At 42.9% G+C, this 20017-nt stretch carries 15 protein-coding genes; 11 read left to right on the top strand and 4 right to left on the bottom strand.

Annotated elements, in window-relative coordinates; all coding sequences use genetic code 11:
* The first annotated feature begins 110 nt into the window (after positions 1 to 110).
* Positions 111 to 599 carry a hypothetical protein gene (locus J5A56_RS06255; protein WP_036920048.1) on the top strand — a complete coding sequence of 163 codons (489 nt, stop codon included), beginning with the start codon at positions 111 to 113 and terminating at the stop codon, positions 597 to 599.
* Positions 600 to 783: 184 nt separating this feature from the next.
* Here J5A56_RS06255 and J5A56_RS06250 read toward each other — a convergent pair whose 3' ends face one another.
* From J5A56_RS06250 to dgt, 3 genes are all read right to left on the bottom strand, one after another.
* Positions 784 to 4233, bottom strand: a complete 3450-nt coding sequence (locus J5A56_RS06250; RefSeq protein ID WP_021672260.1) for a DEAD/DEAH box helicase — start codon at positions 4231 to 4233, stop codon at positions 784 to 786.
* A gap of 266 nt (positions 4234 to 4499) precedes the next feature.
* Positions 4500 to 5495, bottom strand: coding sequence for a YqiA/YcfP family alpha/beta fold hydrolase (locus tag J5A56_RS06245; RefSeq protein ID WP_021672259.1), 996 nt, complete (start codon positions 5493 to 5495; stop codon positions 4500 to 4502).
* Between the two features lie 275 nt (positions 5496 to 5770).
* Positions 5771 to 7108: a dGTP triphosphohydrolase gene (dgt, locus tag J5A56_RS06240; protein WP_021672258.1), complete on the bottom strand. Its 1338-nt coding sequence runs from the start codon at positions 7106 to 7108 to the stop codon at positions 5771 to 5773.
* Positions 7109 to 7289: 181 nt separating this feature from the next.
* Between dgt and dut the strand changes: the two genes are divergently transcribed.
* From dut to J5A56_RS06200, 8 genes are all read left to right on the top strand, one after another.
* Positions 7290 to 7727, top strand: coding sequence for a dUTP diphosphatase (dut, locus tag J5A56_RS06235; RefSeq protein ID WP_036920055.1), 438 nt, complete (start codon positions 7290 to 7292; stop codon positions 7725 to 7727).
* A gap of 21 nt (positions 7728 to 7748) precedes the next feature.
* Positions 7749 to 9485, top strand: a complete 1737-nt coding sequence (locus J5A56_RS06230; protein WP_021672256.1) for a tetratricopeptide repeat protein — start codon at positions 7749 to 7751, stop codon at positions 9483 to 9485.
* Positions 9482 to 10393: a DUF4292 domain-containing protein gene (locus J5A56_RS06225; protein WP_021672255.1), complete on the top strand. Its 912-nt coding sequence runs from the start codon at positions 9482 to 9484 to the stop codon at positions 10391 to 10393. The genes J5A56_RS06230 and J5A56_RS06225 overlap by 4 nt, the downstream gene beginning before the upstream one ends.
* Positions 10394 to 12418, top strand: coding sequence for a murein hydrolase activator EnvC family protein (locus tag J5A56_RS06220; RefSeq protein ID WP_021672254.1), 2025 nt, complete (start codon positions 10394 to 10396; stop codon positions 12416 to 12418). It begins immediately after the preceding gene.
* A 718-nt stretch (positions 12419 to 13136) separates the two neighbouring features.
* Positions 13137 to 14945 carry an AMP-dependent synthetase/ligase gene (locus J5A56_RS06215; RefSeq protein WP_021672252.1) on the top strand — a complete coding sequence of 603 codons (1809 nt, stop codon included), beginning with the start codon at positions 13137 to 13139 and terminating at the stop codon, positions 14943 to 14945.
* Between the two features lie 126 nt (positions 14946 to 15071).
* Positions 15072 to 16187, top strand: coding sequence for a peptide chain release factor 2 (gene prfB, locus J5A56_RS06210; protein ID WP_021672251.1), 1116 nt, complete (start codon positions 15072 to 15074; stop codon positions 16185 to 16187).
* 55 nt (positions 16188 to 16242) lie between these two features.
* A complete protein-coding gene (locus J5A56_RS06205) occupies positions 16243 to 16380 on the top strand; it encodes a hypothetical protein (RefSeq protein WP_021672250.1) in 138 nt (45 codons plus the stop codon).
* A gap of 79 nt (positions 16381 to 16459) precedes the next feature.
* On the top strand, positions 16460 to 16957 hold the full coding sequence (locus tag J5A56_RS06200; protein WP_021672249.1) for a CYTH domain-containing protein: 498 nt from the start codon (positions 16460 to 16462) through the stop codon (positions 16955 to 16957).
* On the opposite strand, the gene J5A56_RS06195 is transcribed toward J5A56_RS06200, so the two are convergent.
* Positions 16917 to 17309, bottom strand: coding sequence for a VanZ family protein (locus tag J5A56_RS06195; protein WP_021672248.1), 393 nt, complete (start codon positions 17307 to 17309; stop codon positions 16917 to 16919). The genes J5A56_RS06200 and J5A56_RS06195 overlap by 41 nt on opposite strands.
* Before the next feature lie 72 nt (positions 17310 to 17381).
* On the opposite strand from J5A56_RS06195, the gene J5A56_RS06190 reads away from it, so the two are divergent.
* Both J5A56_RS06190 and J5A56_RS06185 read left to right on the top strand, forming a co-directional pair.
* Positions 17382 to 18743, top strand: coding sequence for a sodium-dependent transporter (locus J5A56_RS06190; RefSeq protein WP_021672247.1), 1362 nt, complete (start codon positions 17382 to 17384; stop codon positions 18741 to 18743).
* 183 nt (positions 18744 to 18926) lie between these two features.
* Positions 18927 to 19898 (top strand): ComEA family DNA-binding protein, encoded by a 972-nt coding sequence (locus J5A56_RS06185; protein WP_021672246.1) that lies wholly within the window; start codon positions 18927 to 18929, stop codon positions 19896 to 19898.
* The last annotated feature ends 119 nt before the right edge of the window (positions 19899 to 20017 follow it).

The raw sequence follows: 20017 nt of genomic DNA, 5'->3' as shown, positions 1-20017 counted from the left end.
GTCTTGTATTTATGTGTGTTGAGTTCTGTTTAAAAGTAGTTTATTTCTTGTTTATTTGCAATATTTGCGCTATCTTTGCAATTAGATTAACTATAAAAAAAATAAATTATATGCGTAAAAGTATTCATAAGTGGACTTATGTCCTTGTATCCAGTGTTTTTGCATTGGTAATGTGTTTTAGCCTTAGTGCTTGTGGTAGTGATGATGATAATGAAGTAAATAATGGGGTAAGTCCTGTTCTTTACAGTGATTTTGGAGGTAGAATCGGTGTTAACTATCCATTGGGTATCTCGGGTAAAATGGTTGCTTTCTTTATTCCTAAGAGTCAGGCTGGACAGATTGTTGACTTAACAAAGGGCGGTGATTGGGTTGCTGGTGGTTCTGCAGTTGGTGGTCTATACAGCTATGATGATCATCTTTTCCAGAAAGGAAGTTATGTTTATCTTCTAAAGACGGGTGCAAATGAGATAGAACTCCGTTATAAATATATTTGGAAAGAAGGTACAGCAACTCGTACAATAGAGGGAAACTATAAGAACGTAAAGATGACAACGCATCAAGATGCGATTGATTGGGCACATAGGCAGGGCTTGTATTAAACCCAAATCAGCTTTTTCAAAAGAAATCATAAAAGGAGATTGTACCAGAGTATCAGGTTCTACCATTGATATTTCTGGCATAATCTCCTTTTATTTTTTGCTTTCTCCTACTGCGCGTTAAGGAGATGATAAGGGAGAGAAGATGAAAACGTGTGTCTTGTTTGTAGATTCCCTCTTGTTCAGACTATGCCTTTTCTGCATAATATCCACCCTTTTCTTTGATATAATCAATGAGTTCTGCGAAGATTTGATTTTGTCTTAATGTTGGCTCATTACCAGTAAGAATCAGCTGTTTGCGGGCTCTTGTGATGGCAACATTCAGTTTACGATCGATGGGTTGACCATCTTCGTAGAAGGTATTGGTGGTGAGGAAGTCGAGTTGATAGCGACTTTGAATGGTGAAGGAGTAGAGGATGATGTCACGCTGGCTACCCTGATAACGTTCAACGGTATCAATACTGATTTCTTCTAATTCGGGAATACCGAGTTTCTCAATCTCCTTTCTAATCATTGCAATCTGGTTGCGGTAAGGCACGATGACACCAACAGACTTCTGAGGGTCAAAGTTATTGCCGAGTTGTCGGTATAAACGTCTAAGCAGGTCGGTAATGATACGTGCCTCTTCCGTGTTTACTTTCTCTGAAATATTCAGTTGTCGGCACGGCTTTGAAGGGATGAAAATCATACGATGTGCCTTCAAAAGGTCGTCTGTTTCGTCTTCACTTGCTTCGTTATAAGCTAAGGTCTGCTCCATCTGGTGGGCTAATGGCACACACTCGAGTTGTTCGCGTGCGTAAAACTTACGATTAGCAAAGTCGGCAATATCCGGATGCATGCGTCCTTGTTTGTGCAGTGTACCAACAAACTCAGTTCTCCCTGCTGCCCGCTCTGTGAGGATAAGGCGTTCAAAGAGAGAATTAGCACATGATAAAAGGTGGATGCTTTTGAGGAAAGTATTGGTTTCTTCCGTTTCTAAAGTGTCCTGTTGTTGCACCACAGCAGGCAATTGTTTATGGTCGCCTATCAATATAAACCGTTTTATCGCACGCCTTTCTGCATGCTGGGTAGAAAGTAAGCCAATAATATTAGGCTCTAATATCTGACTTGCTTCATCAATGATTGCGAGGTCGAAATGCTTGATATTAAAGAGCGTAGCATTGCTGTTCATAGTAGAGGTTGTGGCTACAACAATTTGGGCATCTGCTAAGGTAGACTTTATGCTGTTGAGAGTTGCGTTGTCATCTAACACTTCCTTCAACAAATGGTTACTATATTTCGGGTCACAACTGAACTCATTACCGATGCGGATATAGTCAAGTTTATTCTCTGTTAGCATATTACAAATCTCGTCAACAGCACGATTTGTATAGGCAAGGAGGAGGAGGGATGGTTGGGTGTTGGGTGTTGAGTGTTGGGTGTTGATGGTTTCTGAAAGTTTGTTGTGCTCAGAATCTTCTGCTGAATAGGCTGAAGATGGTTGTGAATAGATGTTCCCTGCCAACTGTTCACGCACAAGGAATTGCAGAGCCTGCGAGGTCTTTCCTGTGCCGGGAGGACCGATAAGAAGGAAATAATCCTGTGCCTGCTTAGCTTTCAAGATGATTTCGTCATAATCGGGATGGTAACTGCGAGATAGGGTCAGCGACTTGTCAGAGCGTGGCGCACGCTGTCCCAAGAGCAATTGACGACGTTCTTCGTTTGAAGTGATGAAAGTGTAAAGACTTCTGATAGCTGATGTGCCACCGATGTCACTACCTGCATGCTCAATAGCGAAGTAATCTCCGCTGATAAGGTCAGGGTTTTGCTGTCCGTCATTGAGGTGTACAACAATGCTGTTGCTATGTATCTCCTGTAAAGAACCTTTGAAAAGAATACTCTTTCTCACGTCAGGTGCCTCGTTCTTCTTGTACGTATAGAGATAAATCATGTCTCCTCGGCGAAAATTAGGGAGGAAATCTTCGCCTTGTTGGGGTACAGCGAGTGTAATTGTATCATAGCCATTGAACGAGCTGCTACGCTTTTTCTCGATGATAGTCAGTCCTGTATAGATGTTTCCTGTCTCTTTTTTTTCTGCAAGAGGCATGTTCCAAAGGTCAGCATTACTGTTTCCTACACCTTCCTGTACACCCACTTTCGATACTAATTGTTCCTTGATAACAAAGGTCATCATACGTGTGAAATAAGCACGTTCAAGGCCGTTGAGTTGGTGAAGTGGCGCCAGTGTCTCTGTGAGCTGTGGTAAGAGGTATCTGTTATAGAAGTTGTCGTTTTGCTTCTCAATGTTCAATGTCTGCGGTGTGAGCAATGGCAACATCCTATCAAAGCCATTTTCAGCCACCCAGAACTCTGTAGCTACGGCTTGATTACGGAAGCGAATAGCCTCGCGTATCAAGGTTTGCAGTGGCTCCACTTCGAGTAATCCGTCGGGTAGGGGGTATTTAGAATACAACAGTTGGATGTGTGCATTCTTCGGACTAAGCTGAAAGTTATATTGCAGGATACCATAGTAGAGCAGCAACTGCACGTAGTGTTTCTCAACATGGAGTGACCCATGTAAATTTTTGTATTTGCGTTCAATAAAAGTATTCTTGCCCGACTTCTGCTCAACAAGTAGTTTTAAGTCGGTTGTCATCAAGTCTACACGACCCTGTATGCCCAATCGCTCGCAAACGAAAGACGGCTCAAGAATAGCTTTCTCACGGTCGAAAGTTTGGAAGATTTCGTCAACAATCCCCTTGATATTCTCCACCTGTCGTTCTGCATCTTGTTTGAAAGATGCTGCATCAAAGTCGGGACAGATCGCATAGTCCAAAGCCTTCTCTTTGAAGTTAGAACGGAAGGTTTCTTTGATGTCGTATCCTGCAGGATGATTGATGATATCATCGAGAGCAGAACCAGCAAAGTTACCTAAAACAATGTGCTTGTTTGTGGGACGAGGGGTAAGTCTGTTGACGGTGAAAAGCAACGGGTGATGTCCGTAACTTTCAAAACAATTAGCAATGGTAGAGATGTCTATCAGATAGTCAGGCTCCACAACTATAAGACGGGGTACAACCTTCTTTCTGTTAACAGTACAGTCAAGAAGATTTAGCTGCATTCCTTCGCGTAGCAATGAGCGTAAGTAGCTGAAGTCAACATACTCTGGTGTGTTCATATAGTCAACCATCAAGAGCTCTTCGCTGCTGTCCTGATTGGTCACAGCCACCTGAATAATACTGTCGTTCCACTCTCTTACGATACAACGAATGTAACGATAATTCGTAATTTGGATGTTCTCTGTGATACGTCCGTGTGCAGGAATCTTCCCAACAAGGAACGAGGGAATAGCCTCCTGCACAACAGCAGACACGAAGATAGCCAAGGCACGACAGTCGTAAGCCACGTCTTCCGGGAGAATAGGAGCGTAAGAGTTACTGTGTCGACGCATTTTCTGGATTGCCACAATGTCCTGTGGGGCAATATTATGCTGTCTGCAGAGTGACTCCACCTGCGAAGAAAGGTTGCCGAAACCATGTCGGGTATTTTTCAATCCTTCATGACATGCAATGACGAGTGTCTCGTGCATGATGAGTGCCTGCGCTTCAGAAGGTGCCAAAAGGATGTCAGCGATACGTGAGAATAGTTCGTGTGCCATTATGATAATGTTTCCCCAGTCCTCTTAATAAAGAGGAATTGCCTTTATACAATGCGTGGGGACTAATTCATTGGGTTATGTTTTGCGTGCGTGTTATTGCTTTGTAGTCAGTTGGTTGTGAGCGTTCTTTATTGCAGAAAGCCTATTGTTGTGAATTATTTTCATGAAGAGAAGAATTTATTTTCATGAAAATAAATATTTCTTTTCACGATGAAAAATATTTCTTTTCATGAAAATAATTCACCGAAGTGAGTCTTTTTGCCTGCTTACTGTCCTCCCAAGCGTTCAAAGAAAGTAATAATTTCCTCCCAAGTCTTGAACTCTTCGCTACCAAAAAGTAGGCTTGTTCCGAGGAAGTCGTCGTGTTCAGTACTACTGATGAAGTAGTCGCCATAGAGAAGCTGGGGCTGGTTCGTGAAGATAGTATGGTTCCACGCTGGTGCGCTGAAAGCATCTTCAATCCATGCCTGTTGTTCAGTGACGGCTGATGGATTGTTTGTTGGTGCAGGACATACGAAGAAAACGTTATAGTTATCAAGTAAGAACTCGTAAGCTTTGTTCAGACTTGATTTCGGTTTACCATATCCATCAGCGAGTGTGTTCTGATCAATGAGTACCGTACGACGTTCGCGCCCTTCCTGTCGGTCGTCAATCCACCGGATGATGGGCATGAGATAGTGGAAAACAGCCTTTTCAATGAGACGGTGTTCACCATGAAAACGGATAGCTTGAGGGTAATGTTCGTGGAAAAGGTCGAAGGTGTGGACAACGGGGTCAGCATCACCAAAAAGTCCGAAGACGTGTTGTTGTTCTTCCTCCGTCACCTGTGAGAAACATTGTTCGGTGATTTCTTTATACTCCTTTACCAATGCCTTGGTTACGATAACCTCCTGTACGCCGTCTTGTCGTGGATTTTGAAACACCTGTTTACCCATCATATTCGTCTCGCTGATGGTTGTTCCCATCTGAAAAGCAGGATTTACGCAGATACGGTCGACACCATAAAGCATCTCCGTGTACATACCTCCCATTGAAGTGCCAATGATAAGGTCGGGCTTTTCGGTGTCAACGAGGTTGCGCAATAGTTCCATTGCCTCCTCTGGATGTATAGGGAGGTCGGGGGCTATGACGGTAGCTTCAGGCATATAGTCTTGCAGTATCTGTACCGTATGACTTGAACCGGCTGACATAAAGCCGTGAACGTAGATAATCTTCTTTCCTACCATAAGGTCAGGAAAGGTCTTTTTATATTGATTTTCCATTGTTGCTATTTAGGAGTTAAAGGAGTTAAAGGAGTGAAAGGGAGGGAGATAAATCTGGAGTTAAAGGAGTTAAAGGAGTGAAATGGAGTTAAGACAAATGTGTTGTGGGTGTCTTTATATTGATTTTCCATATTAAAAACAACTCCAAGTCTTCCCATGTGGCATTCTTTTTCAAGCCCTTTTAAACGAGTATGTATGAGATAATAGTGTGATAACTATACCCCCTCTTTTTCCCTCTTTGCCTCCCCTCCCTTTGGAGGGGTCGGGGGAGGCTTTTATATCAGTGGCAAACTGATACCATTTATCTTCTGGTAGATGTCGAGTGCATAGATATCTGTCATTCCACTGATGAAGTCAAGGACTGCCATGATACGTGTTTCAAGATAAGGACTTTGGATGTCATACTGGCTTGAGAAACGTCTGATAAGTTGCTGACTGTGGAAATGATCAGGCTCAACGGCAGCACCGATGAGTGCTTCCATTAGTGTTTCCATGATTTTGTAGCCTGATAACTCAACGTCGAGGACTGCCTTACTGCGGTAAATCCTATCCACTGAAACCTCTGTACAGCGTTTGTAAGCCTGTCGGGGAAGCTCAGAAATATGCTTGATGAGCGACTCTTCAAAGGTTCCGTTGAGTATCTCCTCCTCGTGTTCAACAAAGACATTGACGCATTCTGCCTCTAATAATCCTACGGCGCGGGCACGGAAGTAAACCACTTGTTCGTTTTGGTCGGTCACACCCTCGTCTTCTATACGCTTTCGGATGCTCTTTCTTGTGGCTTCATCGAAGAAACCAAGGAGCAGGTCGGCTGTCTCTTCAAAGGATAGGAGCTTGAGTTTGTGTGAGTCTTCGATATCCATAATTTCATAACAGATATCGTCTGCTGCCTCCATAAGGTAGGTCAGCGGATGGCGGACGTAGCGTATGCCAGCCTCAGAGCTATCCTTTTGTATGATACCTAATTCGTCAGCAATCTTCTTATAGGTTTCTTCTTCCGTTGCAAAGAAGCCAAATTTGCCGTGTTTACTTGCATAGGTAGAGCTGAAAGGATATTTTACGATACTTGCAAGGGTACTATAAGTCATCACAAAACCACCTTCTCTTCGACCTAAAAAGCGATGAGTCAATAGGCGGAAGGCGTTGGCATTACCCTCAAAATGGGTGATGTCTTCCCAGAAATGAGGGCTAACTTTGTCTTTTAAGCAGGCTCCCGGTCCTTCTGTAAAGAAAGCTTGAATAGCCTTTTCACCACTATGACCGAACGGAGGGTTACCCATGTCGTGGGCGTAACAGGCTGTCTGTACGATGGTTCCAATCTCTTCAAAGAGCGTACCACGCAACTCTGGGTGTATTTCGATGAGTCTTCTTGCCACGTCATCACCCAAGGATTTACCCAAGGAAGCTACTTCTAAGGAGTGAGTTAGGCGGTTGTGTACAAAGACACTACCCGGAAGCGGGAAGACTTGAGTTTTGTTCTGCAGTCGTCGGAACGGTGCAGAATAAATCAATCGGTCGCTGTCACGCTTGAATTCAGAGCGGTCATCGTGTCGAAGTGCGTGACGTTCTTCTTGTCCGAGACGCTTGTTAGATATGAGTTGATGCCAGTTCATTGCGGGAGTTGTTGGGTGTTGGGTGTTGAATGTTGGGTGTTGATGAAATGAGGTGTTGATGAGTTGGGGGCTTGAAAGCTACACACAAAAGTAATTAAAATTGGCTAAAAACAAGTTTTTTACTTCATAAAATGTATGAATGTGGCTTTAAATGCTTAATTTTGTACCTTATTATATGGCAATGACACAGATAAAAGTAATTAATAAAGGGCATCAGCAACTTCCTGCTTATGCTACTTCACAGAGTGCAGGGATGGACCTCCGCGCTAATATCGATGCACCAATCGTACTGCAACCAATGGAAAGAAGACTCATTCCTACCGGTCTTCATATCGCACTTCCAGTAGGTTTTGAGGCACAGGTGCGCCCTCGTAGTGGTCTTGCATTGAAGCATGGGCTGACCGTTCTCAACTCTCCAGGTACGATTGATGCCGACTATCGTGGTGAAATCATGGTACTGCTTATTAACTTCTCGAATGAGCCTTTCATCATTAACGATGGAGAACGCATTGCTCAGATGGTCATTGCACGCCATGAGCAGGCTGAGTTTGTTGAAGTAGAAGTGCTTGATGAGACTGAACGCGGTGAAGGTGGATACGGTCATACGGGTGTGAAGTAAAGACAAAGAAAGAAACGATAAATGTTCAATAACGTTATTTTGAAAGTCATAAAGATGCACCGTACCCTCCTTGCTCTTGCTTTGTTGGGTGGTTCTTTGGGCATACATGCTGACCGAAAGGATAGCCTTCAAAGCTATGATTACTTCTTCCTTGAAGCCATTCGACAGCAGGATATGGGCAATCTTACGGCTGCTTTTGACCTTCTGCGCCATGCGCACGACCTTAACCCACAGGCTCCAGAGGTTTATTATCAGTTGGCTGCCTTTTATGTGGATATGAAGAAGGATGCACTGGCACGTGAATACTTTGAGAAGGCGGCAAGTCTTGATCCTGACAACTCGGTTTATCAGGAGAAATTAGGAAAGCTTTATGTTACACAGAAAGACTATCCTAATGCCATTAATGCCTTTGAAAGGCTTTATGAATCCAATAAAACGCGCTCTGATGTGTTGCAACTTCTTTATCAGCTCTATGGTTCTCAGAATGAATACAAGATGATGATTAAGTGCTTGGAACGCTTGGAAACATTGGAAGGAACCAACGAACAGATCTCACTTAGTAAGATGCAACTCTACGAGCAGATGGGAGAAAAGCGCAAGGAGTACGATGAGTTGAAGGCACTCGTTGACAGTCATCCGCTTGACCTCAACTATCGTGTGATGTTCGGAAACTGGCTTTTGCAGAATGGTAAGAAGAAGGAAGCCCTTCAGAAGTACCGTGATGTACTGAAAGAAGACCCAAACAACTCGCTTGCTAAACTCTCCATGATGGATTATTATAACGAAATCGGAGACAAGGCAACCGTAAAAACAATTCTACAAGAACTGCTGCAATCGCCAAAAACAGAAAAGGAAGCGAAGTTAGAGTTACTCCGTCAGGTTATTACTGGCAGTCAGAAGGATAATAATCCTGACAGTACTGAGGTGATGAGACTCTTATCTGTGGCGTTAGCTGTCCCTCAAGAAAATGCTGATATCTATATGCTTAAAGCCGCATATATGACACTCCGCAAGCAACCAAAGGCTGAAATCAATCGTGTTTATGAGAAAGCTATTGAGGTAGAACCTGATAACTCGCGTGCAAGAATTGCCTTGATTCAGAATATTTGGGACTCGAAAGATTACGATAAGATTATTTCTCTTTGCCGTCCTGCCATTGAGTATAATCCTGATGAGATGGCATTCTATTACTTCCAAGGTATGGCTCAGTTTCAGAAGCACGACATTGACGCCGCCTTGGAGACATTCCGAAAGGGAGTAGGACAGATAAAGCCAGACAGTAATCCGGATATTGTTTCAGACTTTTACGCTATCATGGGTGATATCCTTCATGAGAAAGGACGCAACAATGAGGCTTTTGAAGCCTATGATAGTTGTTTGCAGTGGAAAGCTGACAATGTTGCGGCATTGAACAATTATGCTTATTACCTCAGTGAGGAGAATAAGGACCTTACGAAGGCAGAGCAGATGAGTTACAAGACTATCAAGGCAGAGCCTAATAATAGTACTTATCTCGATACTTACGCATGGATTCTCTTTCAGCAAAAGCGTTACGAAGAGGCGAAGATATACATCGAACAGGCTATCCGTAATGACTCAACACTCAGCAATGTTGTCAAGGAACACGCTGGTGATATCTATGCACAGACAGGCGATATAGAGAAAGCTCTTGACTTCTGGCAGCAAGCTCTCAAAGGAGGTAACGAGAGTGCGATACTGAGGAAGAAGATACAATTAAAGAAATACATAGCAGAATGAAGATAACAAAGATATTACTCATAAGCATGACTACCTTTTTGGTAGCATCATGTGGTACAAAGAAAGCCGTAGTGCAGCAGAAACCTATACAGGAAAACAAAGCTGTACAGCCAGCAGCACCCGTCGTAAAGGATAACAAGATGGAGAGTGTTGTTTTTATGCAGTGTGTTACTGACAATGCACTTTATCAAAAGAATCTTGTTTCAAATCTCACGTTTACGCTCAATGATGGGCACAAGGATATTACCGTCCCTGGTATCTTACGTATGCGTAAAGATGAGGTTATTCGTTTGCAGTTGCTGATTCCAATTCTTCGTAGTGAGGTTGGGCGCATTGAGTTTGCAAAGGATTATGTTCTCTTCATCGACCGCATCCACAAGCAGTATGTAAAGGCAAGCTACGATGAGGTCGGTTTTTTGCGTGATAATGGTATCAACTTCTATTCTTTGCAGTCGCTTTTCTGGAACCAGGTATTCATTCCACGCCAGCAAAAAGTGAGTGAGGCAGACCTCTCACAGTTTACTGTTGATGAAAGCAAAGCACAGGCAGAAGGTCCAATGCTGATTAGTCTTAAAGACGGAAAGATGGATTATAACTGGTCTGTCAACGCTAAGAATAATCAGATTGTCCTAACGACTGTTACTTATAACAGCAACACTCATGGCTCTTCAAAGCTCTCATGGACTTACGATAACTTCAAGGCGTTTGGCTCAAAGCTGTTCCCTGCAAGTCAGGCTTTGATTATTAATACTCCGAAAATTGGTCAAAAGGCAGCAAAGACACTTAAGGCAAACTTCGATCTTGAGAGCTTCAGCGATGCCAATGATTGGGAAGTTATTACCACACCATCTGATAAGTATACAAAAGTAAGCGTAGAGGATATCCTCGGCAAACTAATGAACTTTTAAATGAAACGTATTTCTTTATTATTCATATTGTCAATCGTGTGTATGCTGACGGTTTCTGCTCAGCATTCACGTAAGCATAGAAGACAGCATAAGACAGCTATAACTCAACCCGTTGAAACTAATACTTCTGTAAAAAGGAAGGGTAAAAAGGCTGTAAAAGCACTCAATAGCAAGCAAACGATAACACCTGCAACTAACATAAAAGGTAAGAAGCAGGTTGTTGAGAATGTGCAACCTCAAACCCAAGTAAAGGGTAAGCAACAGCGGGGCAAGCAGCAACAACGGCAAGCCGTCAAGGGACAACAGGTTCAAATCGAGGAGCAACAAACTTTGGTGAAGGGACAGCAAGTTGTTCGTGGTAAGGCTGTTGTACGCAACGCTCGTACAGGTAAGAAGGGCGCAAAAGGACCTGCCTATGTGACAACAGAAGAAATTAAGGGCTTACAGCAGCAGAATTTAAAGCTACAAAAAGAGATTTCAGAACACGAGGAGGAAATGAAAGTAAAGCAGAAGGACGTTGATGACCGTCTGCAGAAGATAGTCCGCCTTGATACAGAAATTGGTCAACACCAGAGAACGATAGATACCATCGCCACAGATATCAAAGGCTTGGATTCTAATATCGGTATTCTGAAAGGTCAGTTAGCTTCGCTTGAAGCACAGTTGGGTGAGCGTCGTGCTCGTTTCATTCGTTCTATGCGTTATATGGCGCGTCATCGTAGTATTCAAGACAAGTTGATGTTCGTCTTCTCGGCTAAGAACCTGACACAGATGTATCGTCGTCTTCGTTTCGTACGTGAGTATGCAGCCTACCAGCGTGCGCAGGGTGAACAGCTCAAAGCCAAGCAGATGCAGGTGGATGAGAAGCATTCACAGTTGAAGCAGGTGCGTGTCAACAAGAGTAACCTTCTGTATAAAGACCGTCAGGTACATGCTCAGATGGAACGTAAACGTGTTGAACAGCAGACGGTTGTAACTTCTTTGCAGAACGACCAGAAGGTGTTGCAGGGTGTTATTGCTCAACGTCGCCAGCAGCAACAGGCTTTGAATGCGCAGATTGACCGACTCATTCAGATTGAAATACAGAAGGCTCGTGAACGTGCAATAGCAGAAGCTAAAGCCCAGGCTGCTGCTCGTGCCGCTGCCGCTAAGAAGCGTGCCGAAGAGTTAGCGCGAAAGAAGGCTGCTGCAGAAGCTGCTGCTCGTGAGAATGCTCGTCGTATTGCTGAGGCAAAGGAGCGTGAGGCAAAAGCTAAAGCCGCCGCTCGTGCTGCTGCTGAGGCTGCTGAGAAAGCTCGTCAAGAGGCTGCTGATCGTGCTGCCGCTGCGCGTGCTGCCGCTGAGAAAGCTCGTCAAGAAGCATTGCAGAAAGAACGTGCTACGGCTCGTGAGCGTGCTATTCGTAAGGTTGAGCAGCAGGAAGCAGCTGCTAAGGCTGCACAAGAAAAGGCTGAGGCGCGTGCTGCTGCCGAGAAGGCACGTGCCGACCAAATGGCGCGTGAGGCTGAGGCAAATCGTGTGGCTGCCGAGCGTAAGGCTGATGCTGACCGTGAGCGTGCTGCTCGTGAGGCTGCAGCTGCGAGAGCATCGGCTGCTGAAAACAATGATATGCTTAGCTCGGCCGACCGTGCTATAACGGGAAATTTTGCCAATAACCGTGGTCGATTGCCAATGCCATTGTCGGGTCAGATTGTCAGCCATTTTGGTCAGTATAATGTGGCTGGTATGTCAAATATCCGTTTGAATAATGATGGTATCAATATTAAGGGTGCTCCTGGCAGTGCTGTTCGCAGTGTCTTTATGGGCGAGGTGAGTGGTGTCTTTATGGCAGGAGGTATGAGTGTCGTGATGGTTCGTCATGGTATCTATATCACCGTCTATGCTAACTTGGGTTCTGTTGGCGTCAGCAAAGGACAGAAGGTTGGTACGGGACAGACCATCGGAACCGTTGGTAGGACTGGTATTCTCCAGTTCCAGCTGCGTAAGGAGACCGCTAAGCTGAATCCAGAGCAATGGTTGCGCTAATAAGCATACTATCTTCTATATAAATAAGGTGAGCTTATTGGGTTCAAAGTGATGATAATTTGCTTCGTGTTTTATCGTCTTTCAAACCTCAATAAGTATGTTATAACTAAATTATCTTCATGAGAAGAAAGATTTCTTTTCATGAAGATAATTCTTTTTTGTCATTAAGAAAATTGTTTTTATTATGAAGAAAAATCTTCTTTGATAGCTGTCTGGTAAATCTTCTCGCTCTATTAGTTTGCCATTTTCACCTCATTTCCCTTGTTATATATGGTTTTAATGTCCCTTTCTCCTTATTATAAGCGGATGTATTGCTGCTTCGCACGTGTCGTGCTAAGGCTTCGCACATATCGTGCGGATGGTTAACACCATTGGTGCGGAGTACTAAACACATCGAAAAGTGTTATGTAAATGGCTTCAACTTATTGCTGAAAAATACATAGAAGTTATTTCTGTAGAGTCTTATCGTAATCTCCTACTTTTATAATTGATATCCATGAGTTGTTTGCTTTGTTCTATTAAGGAAAATAATTGTTCTAATCTTCTTTGTTTGTTAGGGGAAAAGCAAACGGCTAAAATTGTAATTTAATATCTAATTATTTTTTGCTTTGCGGATAAATGTTTATATTTGCAGAAAATAAAGTACAATCAGTTGTATGAATAAATGTCTCTCAAGGTCTTTATATATATTGATTGGGCGAAGATAAATTAAGAAACAATGCAGACAATTGGACATCTTTCTGTTCTTATTCATGAACAAGCAAAAAAATACGGTGCGAAACCAGCAATCACTTTCCGTAACTTTGGTAGTCTGAAATGGAGGACTGTGTCATGGAATCAGTTTTCAATGCGCGTAAAGGAAGTGTCAAATGCGCTCTTGAACCTTGGTTTGAAGCCTCAAGAAACTATTGCCGTGTTTTCACAAAACACTATTTATCATCTTTACACGGAGTTTGGTGCATACGGTGTACGTGTGATTAGCATTCCGTTCTATGCAACAAGTTCTGAGCAGCAGATACAATATATGATTCAAGATGCTGGTGTGAAGTTTCTTTTTGTTGGTGAACAGGAGCAATATGACAAGGCACGTCGTGTCGTTTCTCTTTGTCCTACACTGGAACGAATCATAGTCTTTGATTCAAGTGTACGTCTTAGTACGCATGACCCTAATACAATTTATTTTGAAGACTTCTTGAAGTTAGGAGAAGGTCTACCACGTGAGTCGGAGGTTGAAGACCGTTGGGCAGAGGCAAGTTATGATGATATTTGTAATATCCTTTATACAAGTGGTACCACTGGCGAGAGTAAAGGTGTTATCTTGACATATAAGATGTATCATGCAGCTATGGAGGGGAATACGAAGAGTGTGCCTGTAAATAGTAAAGACCGTATTATCAATTTTCTGCCATTCAGTCACGTCTTTGAGCGTGGTTGGGCTTATTTGGGCCTCTCTGTGGGTGCGGAATTGATTGTAAACACTTATCCAAAGGAGATACAGCAGAGTATGCGCGAAACCCATCCTACGAGTATGGCTGCTGTTCCCCGCTTTTGGGAGAAAGTTTATGTAGCGGTAAAGGAGCGCATGGAGAACTCCAGTATTGTTCAGCGTAAGCTGTTTTATCATGCGTTGAATGTTGGAAGAAAGCGTAACATACAGTATGTCGCACGAGGAAAACGTGTTCCTTTAACTTTGGAGATGGAGTACAAGTTTGTCAATAAGACGGTGTTGAGCCTTGTGCGTAAGCAGTTAGGATTGGAAAATCCGCATATCTTCCCGACGGCTGGTGCGTATGTTTCGCCTGAGGTTGAGGAATTTGTACATAGCATTGGAATTAATATGATTGTTGGTTACGGTCTGACAGAGAGTTTGGCAACCGTTAGCTGTGATCATATTGGACAGCCTTATACAGTCGGTTCTGTGGGTAGACCAATCGAAGGAATTGATATAAAGATTAGTGATGAAGGTGAGATAATGCTGAAAGGTCCTACGATTATGCCAGGTTACTTCCGGCGTGATACAACTAATGCAGAGGCTTTCGATAAGGATGGCTACTTCCATACGGGTGATGCTGGTTATATGAAAGACGGAGAATTGTTCTTAAAGGAGCGTATCAAGGACCTCTTCAAAACTTCAAATGGTAAGTATATAGCACCACAGATGGTGGAGGCTATGCTGTTGGTTGATAAGTTCATTGAGCAAGTATCAGTGATTGCTGACCAGCGTAAGTTTGTTGCTGCGTTAATTGTACCAGAGTTCTCTGTACTGGAAGAGTGGGCAAAAGAGAATCATATAGAGTTTAAGAATCGTGAGGAGTTATGCCAGAATAAGCGTGTCAATGAGATGATGCGTGAGCGTATCGAAACCTTACAACAGCGTTTGGCATCCTACGAAAAGATTAAACGTTTCACTCTTCTTCCTCACCACTTCTCAATGGAAAGTGGAGAGTTAACGAATACGTTGAAGCTGAAACGTTCGGTTGTTAACCGCCGCTATCATGATGTAATTGAAAAGATGTACGAGGAATAGTTGACAAGTTAACAAGTTGACAGGTTGGCAAGTTAATTGTTTTGGGGGCTTCTTTGGCTTTTAGGATTGACTCTTTCCAGGCATCATAGTTCTCCAAATCTCCCTCCCAACGATAAAAGAAAAGATATGATAACAGCAGATCAGCTAAAAGATATACAAGAGCGCACTGAAGCGTTGCATCGCTATCTTGATATTGACAAGAAGCGAATAGAATTTGAAGAGGAACAACTCCGTACACAAGCCCCAGACTTTTGGGATGATCCAGCTCGTGCACAGGAGCAGATGAAGAAAGTTAAGGACATTGAAAAATGGGTCAAAGACTATGATAAGGCTCGTGCGTTGGCTGATGAGTTACAGTTAGCATTTGATTTCTATAAAGATGAACTTGTCACTGAAGAGGAAGTTGACACCGCATACGCTAAGGTTCTTAAGGTAATTGAAGGCTTAGAGCTTAAGAATATGCTACGTCAGGAGGAGGATCCGATGGAGTGTGTGATGAAAATTAACTCTGGTGCAGGTGGTACGGAGAGTCAAGACTGGGCTTCTATGCTGATGCGTATGTATATGCGTTGGGGAGAAGCACAGGGTTATAGAGTGACCATCTCTGATATACAGGATGGCGATGAGGCTGGTATTAAGAGTGTGACAATGAAGTTCGAGGGTGGAGAATATGCTTACGGCTACTTGAAGAGTGAGAATGGTGTGCACCGATTGGTACGTGTCAGTCCGTTCAATGCCCAAGGTAAGCGTATGACAAGCTTTGCCAGTGTCTTCGTAACGCCATTGGTAGACGACACTATCGAGGTATATGTTGACCCAGCTCGTGTTAGTTGGGATACTTTCCGTTCGAGTGGTGCGGGTGGACAGAACGTCAACAAGGTTGAGTCGGGTGTTCGTCTTCGCTATCAATATGAAGACCCTGACACTGGAGAACAGGAAGAAATCTTGATTGAGAATACGGAAACCCGCGACCAGCCAAAGAACCGTGCTAAGGCTATGCAGCTCTTGAAGTCACAGTTGTATGACCGTGCAATGAAGAAGCGCATGGAAGAACAGGCTAAGATAGAGGCTGGTAAGAAGAAGATAGAATGGGGAAGTCAGATTCGTAGTTACGTCTTTGATGACCGTCGTGTGAAGGATCACCGCACGAATTATCAGACTTCTGATGTGGATGGTGTGATGAATGGTAAGATTGATGACTTCATCAAAGCTTATCTAATGGAGTTCCCTACAGAGGAGTAAGAACCTCATTGCCACCTTATTTATTTGTGATATATAATCTTTAAATAATATAACTATGAGCGAAAGAAGTAAAGTAAACCGTAAGAAAAGAGAACTTAAACAAGAAAAACAGGCTAATCGTGTTATTGCATGGATTGCAGTGATATTGGTTGCTTTGGGTATCCTTACAATCATTATAGCATCAAATAGCTAATAATCATAGTATTGATAGTGGACGACTGATGTGCCTTTGATAGGCAACAGTCGGTTGTTATTTTAACAAGGGGGTTCTCATGAGTGGATTAGAGATTGAAAGAAAGTTCTTAGTTCATAAGCATATGGACTGGAAAAAGCATGCAAACGGTTGTAGTCATATACAACAAGGATATTTTGCTGCTGTTAATACCGTTCGTGTTCGTATCAGGGACGATAAAGGGTATCTTACAATCAAAGGTCCATCACGCGCAGGTGGCTTATCACGTTATGAGTTTGAGAAAGAGATTACACTGGAGGAAGCACAGCAACTTATGCTGTTATGCGAGCCGGGTGTAATTGACAAACATCGTTATCTTGTTCCTTTTGGCGGACATACCTTCGAGATAGACGAGTTTCATGGTGATAATGAAGGGCTCGTCTTGGCGGAGGTGGAGTTAGGTAGTGAGGATGAAACTTTTGAAAAACCAGACTTTATTGGCTTGGAGGTGACGGGTAACCGACATTTTTATAATTCTCAAATGCGCCGAAATCCATTTAAACTTTGGCGCGATATCGTACCAGCAGAATACCGATAAGCAAGGCTATTGTCGAACCCATAGCATCTGCAAAGAAGTCGAGCCATTCACCACTTCGGTTCCCATTCGTACATTTGGACTGAAGAATCTCTATAAGTCCTCCCATCATAATAGGTATTAACCAGACCCAAATAACAATGATTTTGGGGTTGGGAAGTTTTGTTGTGCGTATGTATTCAAGACTTATGCTCAGTCCTAAAACTAAGTAAATAAGACTATGTGTCCACTTATCAATAAACCTAACATTGCTCAGGGGAGTTTCTGGAATATTCATAAAACACAATATCCAAGTACCTATTACAATAATACAACTAAATGGGTATTTAGTTAAGATATGCTGTAATTTGTTCATATTTCACTTCTAATTTGATACAAAAATAGATATTTTTTCGTAAATTTGCGCATATATTCAAGTCAAATTTATATGGTTGAACAAAAAAGAGCAAAGTTTGGAAGCAAGTTAGGTATGATTCTTGCCACCGCAGGAGGTGCTGTCGGCTTAGGTAATGTTTGGCGTTTTCCTTATATGACAGGTCAGAATGGTGGTGCAGCTTTCATTCTTATCTATATTGGTTGTATCTTATTGTTAGGCTTGCCTTGTATGATTAGCGAGTTCATTATCGGTCGTCATGCGGCGTCGAATACGGCACGTGCCTATACAAAGTTATCCAATGGAACAGCTTGGAAGTGGGTGGGATTCTTAGGTGTGCTCACTGGTTTCCTTATTACTGGTTATTATGCTGTGGTTTCTGGATGGTGTCTACAATATGGTATAGCCTCAACTTTGGGACATCTGCATGGTACACCAGATTATTTCAAGTCGTATTTTACAGACTTCTCCACCAATCCTTGGAAGCCAGTTCTGTGGACAGTGATGATTCTTCTCTTTGCGCATTACGTTATCATCCATGGCGTTAGGAATGGTATAGAGCGTGCTTCAAAGATAATGATGCCAGCACTTTTTATCCTCTTGGTATCTATTGTCGTTGCATCTTGTTTGCTTCCAGGAGCAAGTAAGGGTATTGAATTCTTGTTGAAGCCCGACTTTAGTAAGGTGACAGGTGACGTTTTTCTTGGTGCCTTAGGGCAATCATTCTATTCGATGAGTATCGCAATGGGTTGTATCTGTACTTATGCATCTTACTATAGTCGTCATACAAAGTTGTTGAACTCGGCTGTACAGATTGGCGTTATTGATACCTGTGTTGCTATCTTGGCGGGTCTGATGATTTTCCCAGCAGCCTTCTCGGTAGGCGTAAGTCCTGATAGCGGTCCTTCTCTTATCTTCATCACGTTACCCAATGTCTTTGAACAGGCCTTTGCAAGCATGCCCATGTTAGGATATGTCATTTCTTTAGCATTCTATCTGTTGCTTTCTGTGGCAGCGTTGACTTCGTTAATCTCTCTGCATGAGGTGAGTACAGCTTTCTTTCAAGAGGAGTTACACATCAGTCGTTCACATGCAGCAATGATTGTTACGGGTGGTTGCTCACTGATTGGTGCTATTTGTTCTTTATCGTTGGGCGATTGGAGCTTCCTCAAGGTGGCAGGCGTCAATCTGTTTGATGTCTTCGACTTTGTGACAGGACAAATCTTCCTCCCTGTAGGTGGACTTCTTACCTGTCTGTTCATTGGCTGGTATGTGCCTAAAAAGCTGGTAAAGGATGAATTTACGAACTGGGGAACCACACGTGGTATCTTCTTTGGAACTTATTACTTCCTTATCCGCTTTGTTTGTCCGTTGGCTATTCTTGCTATCTTCTTACATCAGTTAGGAGTCTTTTAAGTTAGCTGATAGATGCCCCCCTTACCGTCCCTTCCTTTCGAAGGGAGGGACGTGAAACCTTCTTCTTTTGATATCTTATACCTGATTTTATTTACTTTTTACACTCTCTATTGTCTATTAAATATATACTCCTTAAACGTTCGTGTCCCTCGAATGTCATGAATAACTAAAATTCAACAACCTATGAAACCTCAATCGTTATTCTATCTTCATAAATCTGATAGGAAAGTAATCTTAGTATTATTGCTGTTCATTATCTGTTGTCTGGGTTTGATAATCTTTGTAGGCAATCAGACAACGGAAACAGCAGACGTGAAAAACGATAGTCTAAGCCATAGAAAGCCTACATCTTTTTCTCATAAAGAACAACTTCCTGAAGTTGTGACGTCAGAAGGACGACACCTCTTTCCTTTCGATCCGAATACAGCTACAGCCGAAGAGTTACAACAATTAGGACTGGCTCCTTATCAAGTACGCAATATTATCAAGTATCGTTCTAAAGGAGGGGTCTATCGTTCGCCGATGGACTTTGCTCGCCTTTACGGACTTACACGCAAGCAGTATCGGGAGTTGGAGCCTTATATAACAATTAGTGACGAATACGAACCAGCCTCCACGCTTGCTTCCGTACAAGCCTATATTGCCAAAAAGGAGGCTGATAAGCGGGCAGCGCATGCAGCTTATGAGGCTTATAAGGCGCAAAATACGTATAAACCGAACAAAGGTAATGAACGTGATACCCTCCGTTATCCGTTGAAACTAAAGGTGGGTGAGCATATTAACCTCGCTACAGCTGACACAAGCCAACTAAAGAAGGTGCCTGGTATTGGCTCTGGGTGGGCTCGTGCGATTGTCAATTATGGTAAACGTTTAGGTGGATACGTTGTGGTCGGACAGTTACAAGAGATAGATGGCTTTCCTGAAGAAGCCTTGCCTTACTTTTCCGTGGTTAATCCACATACGGAGAAGATTAATCTTAATACTGCAACGCTAACACAACTTCGTAAGCATCCTTATATGAATTTCTATCAAGCAAGAGCTATCTGCGATTATCGAAGGCTGAAAGGAAAACTAACGAATCTATCACAACTTCACCTATTAAAGGACTTTACCCCTGAAACTATCGAGCGTTTGCGCCCATATGTAGCATTTTAAGCGATGTTTCTGTTGGTTTTCTATCGTTGTGCGAATGCTTAACACATGTCGTGCGGATGCTTCGCACGTGTTGTGCTCATGGTAAACACCAATGGTGCTGAGCACTAATTGCTATGCAA

It is taken from the genome of Prevotella melaninogenica (assembly GCF_018128065.1).
In the GTDB taxonomy this organism is placed as follows: domain Bacteria; phylum Bacteroidota; class Bacteroidia; order Bacteroidales; family Bacteroidaceae; genus Prevotella.
This window is presented reverse-complemented; position numbering and strand designations above follow the sequence as displayed.